The following is a 17,046-nucleotide window of genomic DNA, read 5'->3' on the forward strand; positions in this document are numbered from 1 at the left end:
CTTATTTACTCAGACGACGCATACGCTCTGACGGCGTGATGATATCGGTAATGCGCACGCCGTATTTATCGGCAACCACCACCACTTCACCCTGCGCGATCAGATAGCCGTTAATCAGGATATCCAGCGGCTCACCGGCCAGACCGTCCAGCGACACCACCGAACCCTGCGTCAGTCGCAGCAACTCTTTGATCGTCATCCGGGTGCGGCCCAGTTCCACGGTGAGTTTGACCGGGATATCCATAATCAGATCGATATCCTGGAGCGTGCCGCTCACATCGCCGCCGCCCAGCTGCTGAAAAACCGCGTCCGTCGCGCTTTTCCCGGCGGGGTTTTTCTGTTCATTCAACGCTTCAGCCCACAGGTCGTCCATCGATCCGCCGTTGTCATCAGAAGGATTATTCATGTCACTCATTAGGGCTGTTCCTCATTCAGCGAATTCAAAATCGGGTTGATCAAATGTTCAACGCGTAGCGCATATTGGCCGTTGACCGTACCGTACTGGCTGGTCAACACGGGGACGCCGTCCACATGCGCAATAATGCGGTCAGGCTTTTCAATGGGCAGCACGTCGCCGGGTTTCAGTTTCAGGATCTGCGACAGGCGCAGCGAGATATCGGCAAAGTTCGCAATCAGTTCCAGCTCAGAGTGCTGCACCTGGCGCACCAGGTTTTCACGCCAGTTCTGATCTTCGCTACGCGAGTTCTCCAGCGGCGGATTAACCAGCACTTCGCGCAGCGGCTCGATCATGCTGAACGGCAGACAAATATTAAACTCGCCGGTCAGGTTGCCGATTTCCACATGGAACGGCGTATTGACCACGATATCGTTCGGCGAGGTGGTGATATTGGTAAACTTCACCTGCATCTCCGAACGCACGTATTCCACGTCCAGCGGGTGAATCGCTTTCCACGCGTCGCTGTAGGATTCCAGCGCCAGCTTCAGCATCCGGTTAATCACGCGCTGCTCGGTATGGGTAAACTCACGACCTTCGACTTTGGTCGGGAAACGTCCGTCGCCGCCGAACAGGTTATCCACCGCGATAAACACCAGCCCCGGCGAGAACACAAACAGCCCGGTGCCGCGCAGCGGCTTCAGGTGGATCAGGTTCAGGTTGGTTGGCACCGGCAGGTTGCGCGCAAATTCGTGATACGGCTGAATGCGGATCGCGCCAACGGTAATGTCCGGGCTACGACGCAGCAGGTTGAACAGCCCCATCCTGAACTGGCGGGCAAAGCGTTCGTTAATGATCTCCAGCGCCTGTAAACGCTCGCGCACCACGCGACGCTGGGTGTTGGGATCGTAGGGACGAATGTCGCTGTCGGCCGATTTCCCCGGCTGCGGTTCGTCGGTTTTATCGCTGTCGCCGTTCAGCAGCGCGTCAATTTCGGCCTGAGAAAGAATGCTGTCGCCCATGCCGTTACCGTAAAATAAAGGCTGTGTAGAGAACGTCAGTCACTTCCTGCCCCGGTTGCCCGGCGATCAGCGGCTGTGCCAGGGTGCTCTTGATATCAGCAACGAGTTTTTGTTTGCCCTCACTGCTGGCAAGCTGGCTGGCATCCTGGCGGGAAAACAGCAGCAGCAGGCGGCTGCGGACTTCCGGCAGATATTCGTTAAGACGCGCGCGGGTGGCTTCATCTTTCAGGCGCAGGGTAATGCCGACATACAGAACGCGATCCGCATCGCCTAAATTGACGGTAAAGGTATCCAGCGCAAAAAAGACCGGCGCGGCAGGCGGTGGCGCTTCCGCGGTAACATGTGCGGCGGGCTGCTGCTGCATACGCCAGTAGCTGTAGCCTGCGGTGGCGCACGCGGCGAGGGTGATTAACACCAGCAGCGGGATCCAAATGGCGCGTTTGCTTTTTTTGGTGGTGATGGCGGAGTCGGTCATCTGATACGTGCTTCCTGTTTCGGTACTGCTTATGGGGTGATTATCCCGTGTCCGCTGTTGGTCAAAGCGTGGAACAGACGAGAATAATCACGCTACCTCTGGCGTTTAAGCAAAGATGTCGACCGCGCTGCTGCCGCTTGAGCGCGATTGCAGACTGGCAGGCACGTTAAGCAATTCATCCTCCTGCGCATCCAGTTGGCCGCCAGTCGGATTATGGCGAGCCGACTGTTGCTGAGAGGACGACTGCTGCTGCCCGGCAAAACTTTCGCTACTGATGCTGCTCTGACCAAGCTGTATGCCGCTTTCAGCCAGTTGCGTGCGCAGCATCGGCAGCGCGGCTTCCAGCGCAGCGCGGACGTGGCTGTGCGGGGAGACCATCTGTAGCTGTGCCTGGTTATCGTCCATTTTCAGGGTAATTTGTACCTGCCCTAAGTCTTCCGGATGCAGACGCAGCTCGGCGGTCTGCTGGCCCTGGCGGGTAAACAGCGTAATGTGCTGGCTCACCGTCTGCTGCCAGTCCGGGCTGCCCAGCGGGGCGCTGACGGTGGCAATGGCCGCCGCGTGTGCTGGTGCCGGGGTCATTGTCGGGCTGATGATGGGTGCCACGTTAGGTGTGGTGGCAACGGGAGAGGGGGTACTCTCCGTTTCAACGCGGACCGCTGCGTTACTTTGTGCCGCCGTGAATGGCTGCGCGTCGATCGTTGTCTGTGTCCGTGACGGAGCTTCAGCGGTAACCTCTTTCAGTGATGATGCTTTATCGCCACCCACATTCCCTTTCAGCGGAACGTTGCCCGTTAGCGCAGGCGTCGCTTCGGGCGCTGCCGGCTGCGTCGTCGTCGGCGCTGGGGTGGACGGTGGCGGCAGCATCGCCATTAACGCACTGAGATCGGTAAGATCATCTTCATGGACCTCCGCTGGCGGGAGGTCTTTTTCCGTTGCCTCGCTGCTGACCACTGGTTTTTGGCCCAGCGTCAGCCCGCTCAGCAGGGTGCGGATATCGCTCAGATCGGTCAGCGTTTCACCCTCGATGCGGGCCTGGAGATCGTTGAGCGTGAGGCCGCTCTTGCGGGCATTCTGCGCACCCGGACGTAAGTCCTGTACGTCTGCCAGCGTTGCCGGAGCGCTCTCGCCGCCCAGTGCCCCGGCCAACAGAGCGAGAAAATCCTGCGCGCCGTCTGTGCTCTTGCCAGACAGTCCGCCGGGGGTAATGTTCGCGTCGCTGACGCTGATATCAGGCAATGTGATCACTCGTATTTCCTTTGGGTTGCACGTTGCGCAAACTCGTCCATTCTTTTTTGATCGAGACGGTTCTCCGCCAGCAGCGCGGCAGAGTCCTGTCGGTCCGAAAGCGTCTGCCATGCCTGGAGGCGCTGTTTTTTCTCACGCCAGACGCCGAGCGCCTGATCGACTTTATGGTTCCACTGCGCTAACTGCTGGCGATGCTGGTCAATGGCTTTTTCCAGCGTCTGAATAAATTGCTGAAAGTTTTGCCAGCGCTGGCTGCCGATCCCGTGGCTCATATCGGTGTTAAGGCTCGACTGATACTCATCCTGATAATTCATCAGCATTTGTAACTGTTCCTGCGCCTGCTGACAGCCTCGACGCATTTCCCCCAGCCGCAGCGCGGCGTTATCGACCTCTTTTTCTGCCAGATCTTTTAAGGTGGCTAATGCGCTATTCTGCGTCACGTTCGTTCTCCCGCCTCATTACGCCGTGGGGAAAATCAGTTCCAGCGCCTGGAGCGACTCTTCCCAGCCTGCTTTTTCAAAGATACCCTGCTGTAAAAACGCCTCCAGCTGCGGCCAGAGCACAATGGCCCGGTCGAGCAGCGGATCGCTGCCTCTGGCATAGGCTCCCACGCTGACCAGATCGCGGTTGCGCTGAAAACTGGAGAGCAGCTGTTTAAAATTACGCACCCGTGCATAGTGCCGTTCATCAATCAGCGCAGTCATCGCACGGCTGATGGAAGCTTCAATATCAATCGCCGGATAGTGGCCTGCTTCCGCCAGACGGCGGGAGAGAACGATGTGGCCGTCGAGAATGGCGCGTGCGGAATCTGCAATCGGGTCCTGCTGATCGTCGCCCTCGGTGAGCACGGTATAGAAGGCGGTAATTGACCCGCCGCCGGTGATCCCGTTCCCGGCGCGTTCCACCAGCGCTGGCAGTTTGGCGAAAACGGAGGGCGGATAACCTTTGGTGGCAGGCGGTTCACCGATGGCCAGCGCAATTTCACGCTGCGCCATCGCGTAGCGGGTGAGGGAATCCATAATCAGCAGCACATGCTGGCCGCGATCGCGAAAATCTTCGGCGATACGCGTGGCGTAAGCTGCGCCCTGCATTCGCAGCAGGGGCGAGACGTCTGCCGGAGCGGCAATCACCACCGAGCGGGCGCGACCTTCCGGGCCGAGAATGTTTTCGATAAAGTCTTTGACTTCACGCCCACGCTCGCCGATAAGCCCCACCACTATCACATCCGCTTCGGTGTAACGCGCCATCATGCCCAGCAGGACGCTTTTACCGACGCCGGAACCGGCAAACAGTCCCATACGCTGCCCACGGCCAACGGTGAGCAGGGCGTTAATGGGACGCACGCCGGTATCCAGCACGTGTTCAATCGGGGTACGTTGCAGCGGGTTAAACGGCTGAGTGATCAGCGCCCCGCTTTCGGTGGTATCCGGGGAGGGGAGGCCGTCGAGCGGTTTGCCGCCGCCGTCCAGGACACGCCCGAGGAGTGCCGGGCCGAGCGGCAACTGCTTGCTGCTGTGCAGGCCATCGCCGCTGTTGTTACGGGCATAAACGCGCGCGCCGGGCAGAATGCCTTCGACTTCTTCCAGTGGCATTAAAAACAGCCGCTGACCGTTAAAGCCAACCACTTCGCTTTCGACTTCCTGCGTTTCACCCCGGTCCTGACGCTCAATAATGCAGGTTGCGCCCAGCGGTAGCTGGAGCCCCGTGGCTTCCAGCACCAGCCCGGTAGCGCGGGTCAGCCGACCGTAACGGCGCACGGACGGTAGCTGGGCCATTTTGGCTTCAACGTTATCCAGCGTTTGCAGCCAGCGGCTGAGGCGGGAGGTCATTAACAGGCTCCCGGTGCCGCCAGGCGGCACAGTTCCTGCCAGCGCGTCGCGACGCTGGCATCCAGATCGCCCTCGTCGGCGGAGACTTTACAGCCACCGGGATGCAGCGTGGTATCGCCGCGCAGCCGCCAGCCGTGCAGGCTGAGCGTCGCGCCGAGCATGTCTTCCACGCGCTGCAAATCGTCCGGATGGACGCGCAGCTGCGGCTTGCCGCTGAACAACGGCTCCTGCTGAAGTAACTGCTGGATCTGTTTAATTAAGCCGTGGTTATCCACTACTGGCATTTCACCAATAATCTGCCGTGCCGCCGTTAGCGCCATCTGCGTCAGACGTGAGGCAATCACGCTGTCGAGGGCATCCAGCGTATTCTGGAATTCACTCACCAGTTGCTGCATTCGCGCGTGCAGCGGTTCCTGCAACTGACGCGCCTGAAGCTGCCCCTGTTCCAGACCCTGCGCCAGCCCTTCCTGATACCCCTGCACATGACCCGTCTGGCGTCCTTCAGCCATCCCGGCAGCGTAGCCCTGTTCATGGGCCTGAATTTGGAGCTGCGCCAGCTGCTGCTGAAGCTGCTGTTCGGGAGAAATCTCCTCCTGAGGCGGCAACGACGTTGGCTCGTCATCCTCGAACGGCGCAGCCTCGGTCAACGGCGCGAACAGGCTGTCAGGCTGCCAGATTTTCCACGGCAGTTGATCAGACATAGGTATCCTCGCCGCTGCCGATCACCATTTCGCCAGTTTCCGCCAGACGACGGACAATCAGCAGAATCGCTTTCTGCTCGTTTTCCACCTGCGACAGGCGGACCGGACCGCGGTTGGCGAGATCGTCGCGCAGGATATCGGCGGCACGTTGCGACATATTGCGCAGGAACTTCTCGCGCAGCGGCTGCTCGGCCCCTTTGAGCGCCACCAGCAGCGATTCGGAATCCACTTCCTGCAACAGACGCTGAATACTGCGGTCGTCCACTTCGACCAGGTTTTCGAACAGGAACATCTCGTCGATGATTTTTTGAGCCAGTTCGCCGTCGAATTCACGCACGGCAGAGATAACGGCCTCTTCCTGCTGCGTTTTCATCAGGTTGATAATTTCGGCTGCGGTTCTTACGCCGCCCATTTTGCTGCGCTTGAGATTCTGACCGTCGAGCAGATTGTTGAGCACTTCCGTCAGCTCCGCCAGCGCGGCAGGCTGGACGCCGCCGAAGGTGGCAATACGTAGCATCACATCGTGGCGCAGGCGTTCGTCGAACAGCGCCAGAATATCCGCTGCCTGACCGCGTTTGAGATGCACCAGAATGGTGGCGATAATCTGCGGATGCTCGTCGCGAATCAGATCCGCGGCACTCTGCGGCTCCATAAAGTTGAGCGTTTCAATACCGCTCGACGTTTCGCGGGTTTCGAGAATATCTTCCAGCAGGCTGGCGGCGCGTTCTTCGCCCAGCGCCTTGACCAGTACCGACCGCAGGTATTCGCTGGCGTTGACGTTGAGCGCGGCGAACTGTTCCGCCTCCTGCTCAAACTCGCCCAGCACTTCCGTCAGCTGTTTGTTGGAGATTTGCCGCACGTTGGCCATCGCCGAACTCAGGTGCTGGACCTCGCGGTTGGAGAGATGTTTAAACACCTCCGCCGCACGATCTTCACCAATGGTCATCAGCAAAATGACGCTTTTTTCCGTTCCGGTTAGACTACTCATGTTCGTTATTCATCCACTGGCGAATGACCAGCGCGACGACGCGCGGATCGTTATCTGACATCTCACGAATACGCTGGCTCATCACTTCCGCGCCCATACGCTGATTGGCGCGACGCTGTTGGGTCAGTTCATCTTTCGTCAGGCGAACTTCAACACCATCTACTGTGCTGGTGCTTTCCTGACGCACCTGTGCTTCTTCCTGCACGGCTTTGATCTCTTCCTGACGGCGCACCAGCTGTGGACGCACCGCTTTACGCCACAGCAGCCACGCAACCAGCAGCACCAGCAGCCAGCGTCCGGCGATCATCAACTGATCGATAAACGACTGTTGTTGCCAGAACGGCAGTTCACCGCCGGTTTCATCCACGGCGCTGAACGGCGAGTTCACGACGTTCAGCGTGTCGCCGCGGGTAGTGGAGAAACCCATTGCTTCACGGGTGAGATCTTCAATTTGTTTCATCTGATCGGCGGTCAGCGGCAGCGGCTTGCCATCGGTCAGCGTGCGATAATTCACCACCACGGCGACAGAAAGTCGCTGTACATCCCCAACGTTTAATTTGGTGTGGCGGATAGTCCGGTCAACTTCATAGTTGGTGGTTTCGTTACGCTGAGAACTATGCGGACCGGCGGTATTGTTCGCGGTCGACGTGGACTGCGTGTTTTGCTGCGCATTTTGTTGGCCGTTCTGCGCAGTGGTTGTCGGCGGATTGGCAATCGGCGCGGTATTAGCTGGCGCAGGCTGATTGGACAGCGCGCCCGGCACGCCGCCCACGCTGCCGCTACCATTTTGCTCACTGAGGTTTAACTGACGAGAGCGCATCGCCGCCTGGCTGCTGTCGCTGTTCGGGTGGTATTGCTCTTCGGTCTGTTCTTTATCGGCGAAATCGATCTGCGCGGTTACCTGCGCATGGACGTTGCCGTTACCGACGATAGGGCCAAGGATAGATTCGATGCGGCGCTGGACGCGGCCTTCTACATCGGAGGCATATTTTAATTGTGCATCGTTCAGCGCCCGGTCGCTGGTATTGGATTGGGTCAGCAGATGACCCCCCTGATCGACCAGCGTCACGTTACCCGCGGGCAGACCCGCCACCGCGCTGGAGACCAGATGGACCACGGCGCTGATTTGCCCTTCATCCAGCGCCCGGCCCGGTTCCAGGTTCACCGTCACCGAGGCCGAAGGGGATTTTTGCTCGCGCACGAACAGCGAGGGCTTTGGCATCGCCAGATGCACACGCGCGGTTTTTACCGGCCCGAGAGTTTCGATGGTGCGTGCCAGTTCACCCTCCAGCGCACGCTGGTAGTTAACCTGCTCACTGAACTGGCTGATGCCGAACTTTTCCTGATCCAGCAGCTCAAAACCGACCGCGCCACCTTTCGGCAGCCCTTGCTGCGCCAGACGCAGACGCAGCTCATGAACTTTATCCGCCGGGACTTCGAGCGCGCCGCCGTTATCGGCAAAGCGGTAGGGGATGTTCATCTGCGTTAATTGCTGGACGATGGCCCCGCCGTCCTGATCGGACAAATTGCTGAATAGGGTGCGGTAGTCGGGGCTTTTTGCCCACAGCACCATGGCGACAATAACGGCCACGGCAGCGGCGCTTATTACCATCAGCGGAATTTTGGGGTTAGCGCGCAGGCGATTGATCCACTCAGCGGTTTTCGTTTGTGGCGTTGTCGATGCAGCCGCGCTCATTGCGCACCTCGTAAATCCTGGTGGATGGCGGTAAACGTGTAGTGAAACAAAACTGACTCCCGGGTCGGCAAACGCATACTGTTAGCCCCGCCATTATTTGTCGGTTTTGGATTTTCGATGGGCGAAATAACCTGTTTTTTCTACGTTATTTAACGCCTTTATCCCATTGACAAACTGGTAATCTCACCGCGTTGAATTTCACCAGGGGTAAATAATGGCCGTTCAGGGTATTGAAGGGGTGCTTAGCACCTTACAGGCAACCGCCAGCATCGCGCGTAATCAGAGCGTGCAAAATGAGCCAACCGTCGGCTTTGCCGGGCAGCTTCACGCCGCCATCGACCGGATCAGCGATACGCAAAATGCCGCCCGCGTGCAGGCAGAAAAATTTTCGCTGGGTGAGCCGGGCGTGGCGCTGAATGACGTGATGACCGATCTGCAAAAATCGTCGGTGTCGCTGCAAATGGGTATTCAGGTGCGTAATAAACTGATTGCGGCGTATCAGGATATTATGGCGATGGGGGTTTAAGGCAGAAACACGGATCGGATTGCGCAGGCGGCGTAAAAAACAGCATCAATGCGCCGATAACAGCAAAAAGGCTGAGCGAGACAGAGGCCCCTGTATCGACATACAGCCTGCCGAAAATAAGTGCGCCGACAGCCTGTCCCGCCGCCAGCGTAAAAAAGGCAATACCGACGCCAGTGGCGGGAGCGTTCGGGATGGCCGCTGCGCCGCTTACCAACAGCACGGCTGAGAGTGTGATATAGCCCACGCCAGCCAGTGCCACGGCAGCATACAATCCGTTATTAAATCCATGACTGAACGTCAGGATCAGTAACGGTATTACCATAAAAAGCAGTGCCACACGGTAGACGGCGTTAATGCCATGACGACGGATTAACGGTCCGGTAAAAATGCCCAGGATCCCTGCACCGCCGCTCAGTAGCCATAGCATACTGGTCATCGTGCTTTCGACATGCAGTTGCTGTTGCAGGATCTGCGGACCAAAACTCCACCACGCCGCGCTGGCAAAACCGCTGATAAACGCAATAATCGCCAGACGCCTGATGGCAGGGGACAGTAAACGAGCACCGTTTCGGTCTTTCGGTCGTTTTTCTGCGGGGAGATAGCGCACGACCAGTAGCAGGCAGGCCAGCGAAATGAGCGCAAATACCACGCAGGCGGCACGCCAGCCACCAGGCATAAAGAATAAGATCGGTACCGACAGAATAATACCCGCGCCGGTACCCGCATTAATTAACGTATTGACCTGCGGCTGGCGATGCTCAGCCACTCGCAGGCTCACTGCATCCGCCAGTGACGGCGATGCCAGGCCGGGGCTTAAGCCTGCAATAAACAGGCCGAAGCCCAACAGGGCAGGAGAGGTGGCCATCGCCATCAGCAGTAATCCCGCCGCCGCGCAAAGCGCCGTGATGATAGCGGACAACCGGGAGCCATACCGTGCGCTCAGCGATGACGCGCCCAGTACGGCAATACAGTAGGCAGCAAAGCTGGAAGCGGCAATCATCCCCGCCTGTGATGCGCTCAACGGGATATCGTGATTAACCGCAGGTAGCATCAATCCCCATGAGAAACGCGCCAGTCCGTAGGTGATGGCGATCAGGGCAAAGCCAGTGATGGCCAGCGGCAGGGACGATTTCATGATTGCTCCTTGCCGTGCGCGAGAAGGAACAGAGCGGCCTTACCCGCGCGGCTAGCGGCTTCAGGACCGGTAATCAATGCCGAGGTAATGGCACCTTCAAACAGTATCCAGATGGTATCCGCTAGCGCCGCGTCGCTGCTGCCGAGGCAACTGGCGATATAGCGACGCAGCGCGTAGCGAAAATCCAGCGCCAGCGCGGACAGCCGCACATCCTCCCGGGCATATTCTCCCCAGGCTTTGATAAAGAAACATCCGGACGCACCATACTCGCGCATCCACTGCTCCAGTAATAAGAACAGCTGGCTAATCGCCTGCGGATGATCTGGAGAGTGTAGACCCTCAAAAAAACGCTGCTGGCGTGCCGCCATCACCGCTTCAGTTAAGATTTCCCGGGAAGGAAAGTAACGGTAAAAGGTGCGGGTGGACACCTTCGCTTCCTGACAGAGTTGGTCAGTGCTGGTGGTATGAAACCCGTTTTCATAGAACAGCCGCTCGGCGGCCTGAAGGATATCGTCTCTCTTTCGCATACTTTAAAAGTAAACCGATCGTTTTACTTTTGCAAATCATCAGCGCCGGATCGCCGGAGAAAAAGAGCTTCAAATATTGCCATGGCCGGGGTGATTTCCCCGGCCGGTTGGTTTACTTCTGAATCAAATAACGAATCGTTGGGCCATCCTGCTGAATATCCAGCACCGTATAGCCGTGATTACGCGCATCAAGCGGAATGTTATTGATCGACTGCGGACAATCACTGACCACTTCCAGGATCTCACCTTTTTTTAATTGCGGCAGTGCTTCCAGGGTAGCCACCGCCGGATAAGGACAGGGCTCGCCGACCATATCAAGACGGTAATCCGGAACTATCGTTTTCATGCCATCTCCTTAACATCGGTAACCGGAAGCGTTTTACGGCGGAAGAAATGTTTCTCCCAGCCGATAATCAACATCAGCGCGATAAACAGCATGGCGTAGGTCATCAGCAGACCGCCGAGCGGGCCAAAGGTATTCAGTAAATTCACCTTATCCCAGCGGGTAGCAAGCGTCGGAGCGAGATCGTCCCAGTAATACGCGAGGATCGTCGAGCCGATAACGTTACCCAGCCCGACCCACCAGTAGTGAACCTGGCCTTCTACCGCGCGGTACATCCAGCCAGTTTCGCAGCCGCCCGCCAGCACAATGCCGAAGCCAAACAGCAGGCCGCCAAGCACCGCGTTTGGCCCGGCCCACATGATTTTCGGCTCAACGCCCAGCTGCACGTAGCTGAAGATGCCGATGGCGCTCACCGCCATACCGAAGATGATGGCCTTCGCCATATGGGTGCGTCCGGTGATCCACATATCGCGGAACGCTGAAGTAAAACAGATCTGCGCGCGTTCGATCAGTAGACCAAAGCCTACGCCAAACAGCATCGCCAGGCCCAGCTTCGGCTGATTCATCGCCGTCAGGAGTGCCCAGCCCAGCATGCCGATGAAGACCAGCATCCCGAGGCGGAAACGGCGACGCGCCTGTTCCGGTTTTTGCGTCAGCGGCGACGCGGCGGAGACTTTCTGCATTTTGACCGGAATACGGAAGATCGGCAGTAGAGTGAAGCGTGCGCCAAACCACGATCCTAACGCCGTAGCCAGCGCGAAAAACCAGGCGTGCAGGGAGAACTGAGGAATACCGGTGAAAAACGCGGCAAGATTACAGCCCATCGCCAGACGCGCGCCGAAACCCGCAATAATGCCGCCCGCAACAGCCTGGAAAATACGGATCCGGCTACGCGGGAGACGCAATTTAACGTTATTGGCCCACAGCGCCGCCGCAAAACAGCCGCCAAACATGCCGATAATCATCATCCCGTCGATGCGGGTTAAGGGCGAACCGTCAAGATGAATAAGTTTGTAATATCCCCATTCTTCGGCGTGGACACCGGCCAACTGGAGTAACTGTCCGCCCCAGCGGGTAAATTCGCCGGTCACGGCCCAGAAGGTGCCGGTAATACCAAAATAATAGGTGGAGAGAATACCCGCTGCGATAACGGCGGGAGCAGGTGCCCAGAATTTAATCAGGTAAGCCTGTTTGAAGTGTTGCCAGGTCATTAATATTGCCTCTGAACTCAGAAGGATGTAATACGCACGATGAGAGGGTGCTGGAGAAGAGGGGATATTACGCGAAATGATAAATATGACTAATGGAAAAAAGACAAAATGTCGATGAGATCAATTTATAACGCGCGTGGTGAATGGCTGGCAGGCTCAGGGCTTTAATGCCACAATGATTTTTTTGTTCGTTGCAGGATAGATGATGAAAAAAGTAGCGTTTGCCGGCCTGCTGCTGGCCCTGACAGGCTGTGCCCAGGTCGATAACTATGAGGACGTGGTGAAAACGCCTGCGCCTGGCGATCTGGTGGGGTACTGGCAGTCAAGCGGCCCGCAGAGCAAGCTGGTCAGTCCGGAAGCGATAGCCAGTCTGATTGTGACGCGTGAGGGCGATACCCTCGACTGCCGCCAGTGGCAACGGGTGATTGCGCTGCCGGGCAAATTGATGAAGCGGTCAGATGATTATTACAACGTCACGAATAAACTTGAGGTTTACAACCTGGAGCGTAGCGGGGCAGAGCTGGAATATGCCGGTATGACGCTGCATCGTGTCGACCGCCCGACGCAGGAATGCGCGGATTATCTGGCAAAAAATCCGCTGTCGGCTCAACCGGCAGTGGCGAAGCCTGCGGCGGAGAAAGTCGAAGGCGTAAAAGCGAAAGAGAAGAAAAACCGGGTTTACCGTTGAGGATGAGTCACCCAACGTGGCTATACGTGGATTCAGCCCGGCCGGCTGAAATGCCCGTTGGCGCTGGCGCTTACCGGGCCTACGGGGCGACGTCCAGGCTGGATAACCTGTAGGCCGGATAAGGCGAAGCCGCCATCCGGCATCACAACCACGTTATGGACGCTTTGAGCTATCTGTGCAGAGGGTGGTAATGTCCGAAGACCAACCACCCGCTTTCTGACTCTACAGCACGTCCTCCAGCACCCATACGCTGACGCTGCCGCCGTTGCACAGGAACGTTGCCGTACCCTGGTCGTCGGTCTCGACCACTTCCTCGCGGTTGCCGAGGAAATCACACCAGCGTTTGTTACCGTAATTTTCACCAAGCTCGATGGTTTTTTCGCCATCGTCGCCGTTGGACATCACCACCACGCAGCCAGCCGCTTCGTCGGTGCCGCTGCGGCTAAACGCGATACAGTTCGGATGGTCAAAATACAGCGTCTGAATACCGTGGGCGAAGCGCTGGCGGGCCATAATCAGTTCGCTCAGCTGTTCGATAATCGGCATCTCAATCTGATACGTGTTACCGTCACCACCGGTGTCTTCATAGCTGGCACCAAACAGATCCGGATAGAATACTGACGGTACACCGTTTTCCCGTAGCAGGATCAGCGCGTAGGCCAGCGGCTTAAACCAGGCTTCGACCGGGGCTTCCAGCGCCTGAAGCGGCTGGGTATCGTGGTTTGCCACCAGCGTTACCGCATGGAACGGATCGGCTTCCACTAATGTCCCGGTGAAGATCTGCGTCATGTCGTAATCGCGACCCTGAAGTGACGCCTCGTGAAACTTCATATGCAGTGGGGCGTCGAAAAGCATGGTTTTGCCTTCGACCTGATCGATATACTGCTGAAGTTTTTCCACTTCATGCGACCAGTATTCTGCCACGATAAACAGCGGCTTCGGTGCCACTTCCTGCACGTGATCGATCCACTCTTTATAGAACCACGCCGGAATATGCTTCACCGCGTCGAGACGGAAACCGTCGCACTGCGTCTCATCCATTACCCAGCGCGCCCAGTACTTAATCTCCTCGGTCACCGCATGATTGCGAAAATCGATATTTTCACCCATCAGATAATCGAAGTTGCCCAGCTCGTCATCCACCTGGTCGTTCCAGCCGTCGCCAGTGTAGTCATTAACGATTTTAAAAATGCCGTCTTCATCCGGATTCTCAATATGATCGATTCCGCTGAAGCATTTGTAATCCCAGACGAACTGCGAATATTTGCCCTCACGTGCCGGAAAGGTGTAACGCGTCCAGGCTTCGCATTCGATGATTTCATCATCTATCTGCGTACGATCCTGTTCGTTTACCCGCTGCACCTGAACGTGCTCCTTTTCATCGGCCCCCATTTTGTGATTCACCACGACATCCAGTAAGACGGCGATGTCATTCTGTCGCAATGCCTCAATGGCGGACAGTAACTGCTGCTTGTCGCCATATTTTGTCGCAACCGACCCTTTCTGATCGAACTCGCCCAAATCGAATAAATCGTAGGTATCGTAACCGACCGAATACCCGCCCGACGCGGCTTTATAGGCCGGGGGCAACCAAATCATATTGATACCAATATCGTTGAGCGTGGCAGCGCGCTCTTCTATTTCAGGCCAAAGTTTGCCGCCGTCAGGGTAATACCAGTGAAAGCATTGCAACAACGTGGGGTTGCGCATACGTAATCTCCATGTAACCAGGTGTCACAAGTATGGGATATACGGTTGAAAAGCGCCTGGCACGAGTCAGATTATTTTTCTCGCGCCGTGCGGCAGGGTGATAAGCAAACTTAATGGCTGGTGTCGAGATTATCCTGCGGGACCAGCACGTGCCCGCCCTGTTTAGAATAGGCGGTGAGAACGGATTTCTGAATGGAGGACTGGCCCACCAGTTTTGCCAGTTCATCCATTCTGATTTGCAGCAGCCGTTTTACTTCACTTTCGTTACTCAAAATCACCCGCAACAGGGGGCGAAGCTGTTCCTGCGTCACGGCAGAAGGGGCAACCTGTTGCGTAAGCTGCGCGAGTTTTTGCACCGCACTGACGTAATCCATTTCTGTAGCGATTAATTCCTCCCACAATCCTTCGGTGGCAAGGCGCAGCATGACGTTACTTTGTTCAAGCAGCTGCTGGTACGAGGTATACAGTTGCGGTGCGTGGTTCATTAGACAGGATCCTGAATCAAATTAGGCATAAGTAACGATTCCTTCCAGGCCTCTGCGATGTTGCGCAGCAGACCTTCAACCTCCTCGACAGCGTTAACGTCATTGCGAAGATTCGCTTGCAGCAGGCGTCTTACCATATAGGCGTAGAGCGCCAGCAGGTTTTGCGTTAACTCGTCACGACTCTCCTCATCAAGACCCACTTTCAGGCCGTTTTCGATGATGTTAATCGCTTTCGAAAGAGACAGTCCTTTTCCTTCCAGATTGTTGTCCTGCATAAACAGGCGCGCGCGCACTAATGCGCTCAGCGCGCCGTCAAACAGCATGGTCACCAGCTGCTGCTGGCTTGCGCTCATCACTGCGCTTTCCACTCCAATTTTTGCGTAGGTTTGCGTGCCTTTTGCGCCGTACATGACGTCTCCTGCATTAATTAGCTTTTGCTGCTATCAGTAGACTCAAATTGTTGAGTCAGATAGCTGCTGGTTGAATTTAATGAGTTCATCAGAATATCGAGCTGGGTGAACTGCGCTTTATAACGGGTAACCAGTGAATCAATACGCGTGCTGGCGGCGTTGTACTGCTCGGTCAGATGGTTCAGGGTTTTACTCACGCCGTCTTTAGCGGCCTGGATAATGCCGGTTTTGGACAGCCAACTGGTCAGACTGCTGCCCATGACAGTAGTAACACCCGTTTTTTTACCATCACCAACAATCATATCTTTCACACCAGACGGATCGGTTTGCAGCGCGGTTTTCATTTTGTCTTCATCCAGTTCTAACTGCCCGGTGCTCGGGTCGGACGTGATGCCAATTTGCGCCAGCGTTTTAATAGAGGTTGAACCGGAAGTATTGGTCAGCAGACCTTTTAACTGCGTCTGAATGGTTCGCAGGGTGGAGTCGCCAAGCAACGCGCCGTTGCTGGTGTCCTGACTTTCAGCGCCAGCGTCCACCGCCGTGTATTTAGTCAGGCTGCTGAACGTATCCTGGAGGGTGTTATAGGCCGTCACCCAGTCTTTAATCGCCGTTTCTGCTTTTGAGGTATCTTTGGTGATGGTTAAGGTCTGGTTACCCGTTGTAACATCGCTCAGATTCAGCGTGATATCTTCCAGCGCGTTACTGATGGTGTTGCTGCTGTTAGTAATTTTGACGTTGTTGACATACAGTTCAGCATCCTGGGCGGTAACGCTCTCTTCCATGCCTTTGGTACTGTCAGTACCGTCATAGCCTAAGAAATCCTGCAACGCGCTGTCGCCGCTGACGCTCAATTTCATGGCGTTATCTGCACCAGTGTCGTCGGAGGTAATAGACAGACGATACTCCCCGCCACCCACGTTAATGATACTGGCGCTGACGCCCGCTTTTGCATTATTGATGGCGTCGCGAATGCCGGTTAATGATGAGTTAGCGGCGCTGATATCAATCGTAACCGGCTTTTTATCGCCACCCTGCTGGATAGTGAGTGTGCTGTCGCTGGTGGCAATCGCGGATTTACTGTCGAGCTGCGTTTGCTGGCTGGTCAGCGTCTGCGCCTGCGCAAGCTGCGTGACTTTGATCGTGTATTTCCCGGCAATGGCGCTACCGGAAGTGGTGGCCGTAAACGCCGTACTGCTACTGGTCGTCGAGGTTGCGGTAAACAAATCTGCTTTACCCAGGGCGGTATTCGCGGTCTGGAATTTTTCCAGCGCGCTGCTTAACGAACCATAGGCACTTAATTTGGCGGTATATGAGGTCTGCTGAGCCGAAATAGGCTTTAAGCCTGCTTTTTCTGCTGTTTCCAGACTATCCAGAATGCTGCTCAGATCCAGGCCCGACCCGATTCCCAGCGTTGAAATACTTGCCATAGTAATTCCTTAATGTACCGACACGTAGAACGAATACCGGAGTTATCGGCCTGAATGACGCAAAGTTTACGATTAATTGTGTTTATTTAATGGCGGGAATAAGGGGGATAGAAAAGGGTATTTCGCGGCTCAGGAAAAATATCGGTGCTGTGAAAAAAAAGTCTAAAGGTTATCAGCGACCAGACGATAACAGGTTTGACGGCGACGAAGCCGACGGGTGGAAACCCAACA

The 17,046-nt window shown here is 56.3% G+C and carries 18 protein-coding genes and 1 pseudogene; 2 read left to right on the forward strand and 17 right to left on the reverse strand.

All coding sequences use genetic code 11. The features are described 5' to 3' along the window. Nucleotide 1 precedes the first annotated feature (1 nt). The 9 genes from fliN to fliF all read right to left on the reverse strand — a co-directional run bounded on the left by fliN (nt 2) and on the right by fliF (nt 8,353). On the reverse strand, nt 2-415 hold the full coding sequence (gene fliN, locus INT84_RS09070; protein WP_176918969.1) for a flagellar motor switch protein FliN: 414 nt from the start codon (nt 413-415) through the stop codon (nt 2-4). Further along, complete coding sequence (fliM, locus tag INT84_RS09075; protein ID WP_176918968.1) at nt 415-1,416, reverse strand: flagellar motor switch protein FliM; 1,002 nt, start codon at nt 1,414-1,416, stop codon at nt 415-417. The genes fliN and fliM overlap by 1 nt, the downstream gene beginning before the upstream one ends. 4 nt (nt 1,417-1,420) lie before the next feature. Further along, nucleotides 1,421-1,891: a flagellar basal body-associated protein FliL gene (gene fliL / locus INT84_RS09080; RefSeq protein WP_194206543.1), complete on the reverse strand. Its 471-nt coding sequence runs from the start codon at nt 1,889-1,891 to the stop codon at nt 1,421-1,423. Nucleotides 1,892-1,996: 105 nt separating this feature from the next. Then, a complete protein-coding gene (locus INT84_RS09085; protein WP_194206544.1) occupies nt 1,997-3,139 on the reverse strand; it encodes a flagellar hook-length control protein FliK in 1,143 nt (380 codons plus the stop codon). Beyond that, nucleotides 3,136-3,579, reverse strand: coding sequence for a flagellar export protein FliJ (fliJ, locus tag INT84_RS09090; protein WP_194206545.1), 444 nt, complete (start codon nt 3,577-3,579; stop codon nt 3,136-3,138). Before fliJ ends, INT84_RS09085 begins: the two co-directional genes overlap by 4 nt. 18 nt (nt 3,580-3,597) lie before the next feature. Then, nucleotides 3,598-4,968: a flagellar protein export ATPase FliI gene (gene fliI / locus INT84_RS09095; protein WP_194206546.1), complete on the reverse strand. Its 1,371-nt coding sequence runs from the start codon at nt 4,966-4,968 to the stop codon at nt 3,598-3,600. Then, entirely contained in the window at nt 4,968-5,669 is a 702-nt protein-coding gene (fliH, locus tag INT84_RS09100; protein ID WP_194206547.1) for a flagellar assembly protein FliH, read from the reverse strand. Before fliH ends, fliI begins: the two co-directional genes overlap by 1 nt. Then, nucleotides 5,662-6,657 (reverse strand): flagellar motor switch protein FliG, encoded by a 996-nt coding sequence (gene fliG / locus INT84_RS09105; protein WP_176918962.1) that lies wholly within the window; start codon nt 6,655-6,657, stop codon nt 5,662-5,664. Before fliG ends, fliH begins: the two co-directional genes overlap by 8 nt. Continuing rightward, nucleotides 6,650-8,353, reverse strand: coding sequence for a flagellar basal-body MS-ring/collar protein FliF (gene fliF / locus INT84_RS09110; protein WP_194206548.1), 1,704 nt, complete (start codon nt 8,351-8,353; stop codon nt 6,650-6,652). The genes fliG and fliF overlap by 8 nt, the downstream gene beginning before the upstream one ends. Nucleotides 8,354-8,564: 211 nt before the next feature. On the opposite strand from fliF, the gene fliE reads away from it, so the two are divergent. Further along, complete coding sequence (gene fliE / locus INT84_RS09115) at nt 8,565-8,879, forward strand: flagellar hook-basal body complex protein FliE (protein WP_194206831.1); 315 nt, start codon at nt 8,565-8,567, stop codon at nt 8,877-8,879. Here the strand turns inward: fliE and INT84_RS09120 are convergent. From INT84_RS09120 to yedE, 4 genes are all read right to left on the reverse strand, one after another. Next, entirely contained in the window at nt 8,860-10,014 is a 1,155-nt protein-coding gene (locus INT84_RS09120) for an MFS transporter (protein WP_194206549.1), read from the reverse strand. The two genes, fliE and INT84_RS09120, sit on opposite strands and share 20 nt — an antisense overlap. Beyond that, nucleotides 10,011-10,541 (reverse strand): TetR/AcrR family transcriptional regulator, encoded by a 531-nt coding sequence (locus tag INT84_RS09125; protein WP_194206550.1) that lies wholly within the window; start codon nt 10,539-10,541, stop codon nt 10,011-10,013. Before INT84_RS09125 ends, INT84_RS09120 begins: the two co-directional genes overlap by 4 nt. Before the next feature lie 112 nt (nt 10,542-10,653). Next, on the reverse strand, nt 10,654-10,887 hold the full coding sequence (gene yedF / locus INT84_RS09130; RefSeq protein ID WP_103674052.1) for a sulfurtransferase-like selenium metabolism protein YedF: 234 nt from the start codon (nt 10,885-10,887) through the stop codon (nt 10,654-10,656). Next, nucleotides 10,884-12,095, reverse strand: a complete 1,212-nt coding sequence (yedE, locus tag INT84_RS09135) for a selenium metabolism membrane protein YedE/FdhT (protein ID WP_194206551.1) — start codon at nt 12,093-12,095, stop codon at nt 10,884-10,886. Before yedE ends, yedF begins: the two co-directional genes overlap by 4 nt. Nucleotides 12,096-12,300: 205 nt before the next feature. Here yedE and yedD point away from each other — a divergent pair. After that, nucleotides 12,301-12,696, forward strand: a pseudogene (yedD, locus tag INT84_RS09140) (lipoprotein YedD); the annotation flags it as partial. Between the two features lie 309 nt (nt 12,697-13,005). On the opposite strand, the gene amyA reads toward yedD, so the two are convergent. The 4 genes from amyA to fliD form a co-directional block, all read right to left on the reverse strand. Beyond that, entirely contained in the window at nt 13,006-14,493 is a 1,488-nt protein-coding gene (gene amyA / locus INT84_RS09145; protein ID WP_194206552.1) for an alpha-amylase, read from the reverse strand. A gap of 110 nt (nt 14,494-14,603) precedes the next feature. Continuing rightward, a complete protein-coding gene (fliT, locus tag INT84_RS09150; protein WP_176918954.1) occupies nt 14,604-14,978 on the reverse strand; it encodes a flagella biosynthesis regulatory protein FliT in 375 nt (124 codons plus the stop codon). After that, nucleotides 14,978-15,388, reverse strand: a complete 411-nt coding sequence (gene fliS / locus INT84_RS09155; RefSeq protein ID WP_194206553.1) for a flagellar export chaperone FliS — start codon at nt 15,386-15,388, stop codon at nt 14,978-14,980. Before fliS ends, fliT begins: the two co-directional genes overlap by 1 nt. A 17-nt stretch (nt 15,389-15,405) precedes the next feature. Continuing rightward, nucleotides 15,406-16,815, reverse strand: coding sequence for a flagellar filament capping protein FliD (fliD, locus tag INT84_RS09160; protein WP_194206554.1), 1,410 nt, complete (start codon nt 16,813-16,815; stop codon nt 15,406-15,408). Between the last annotated feature and the right edge of the window lie 231 nt (nt 16,816-17,046).

The sequence above is a fragment of the Superficieibacter sp. 1612_C1 genome (assembly GCF_015234305.1).
In the GTDB taxonomy this organism is placed as follows: Bacteria; Pseudomonadota; Gammaproteobacteria; order Enterobacterales; family Enterobacteriaceae; genus Superficieibacter.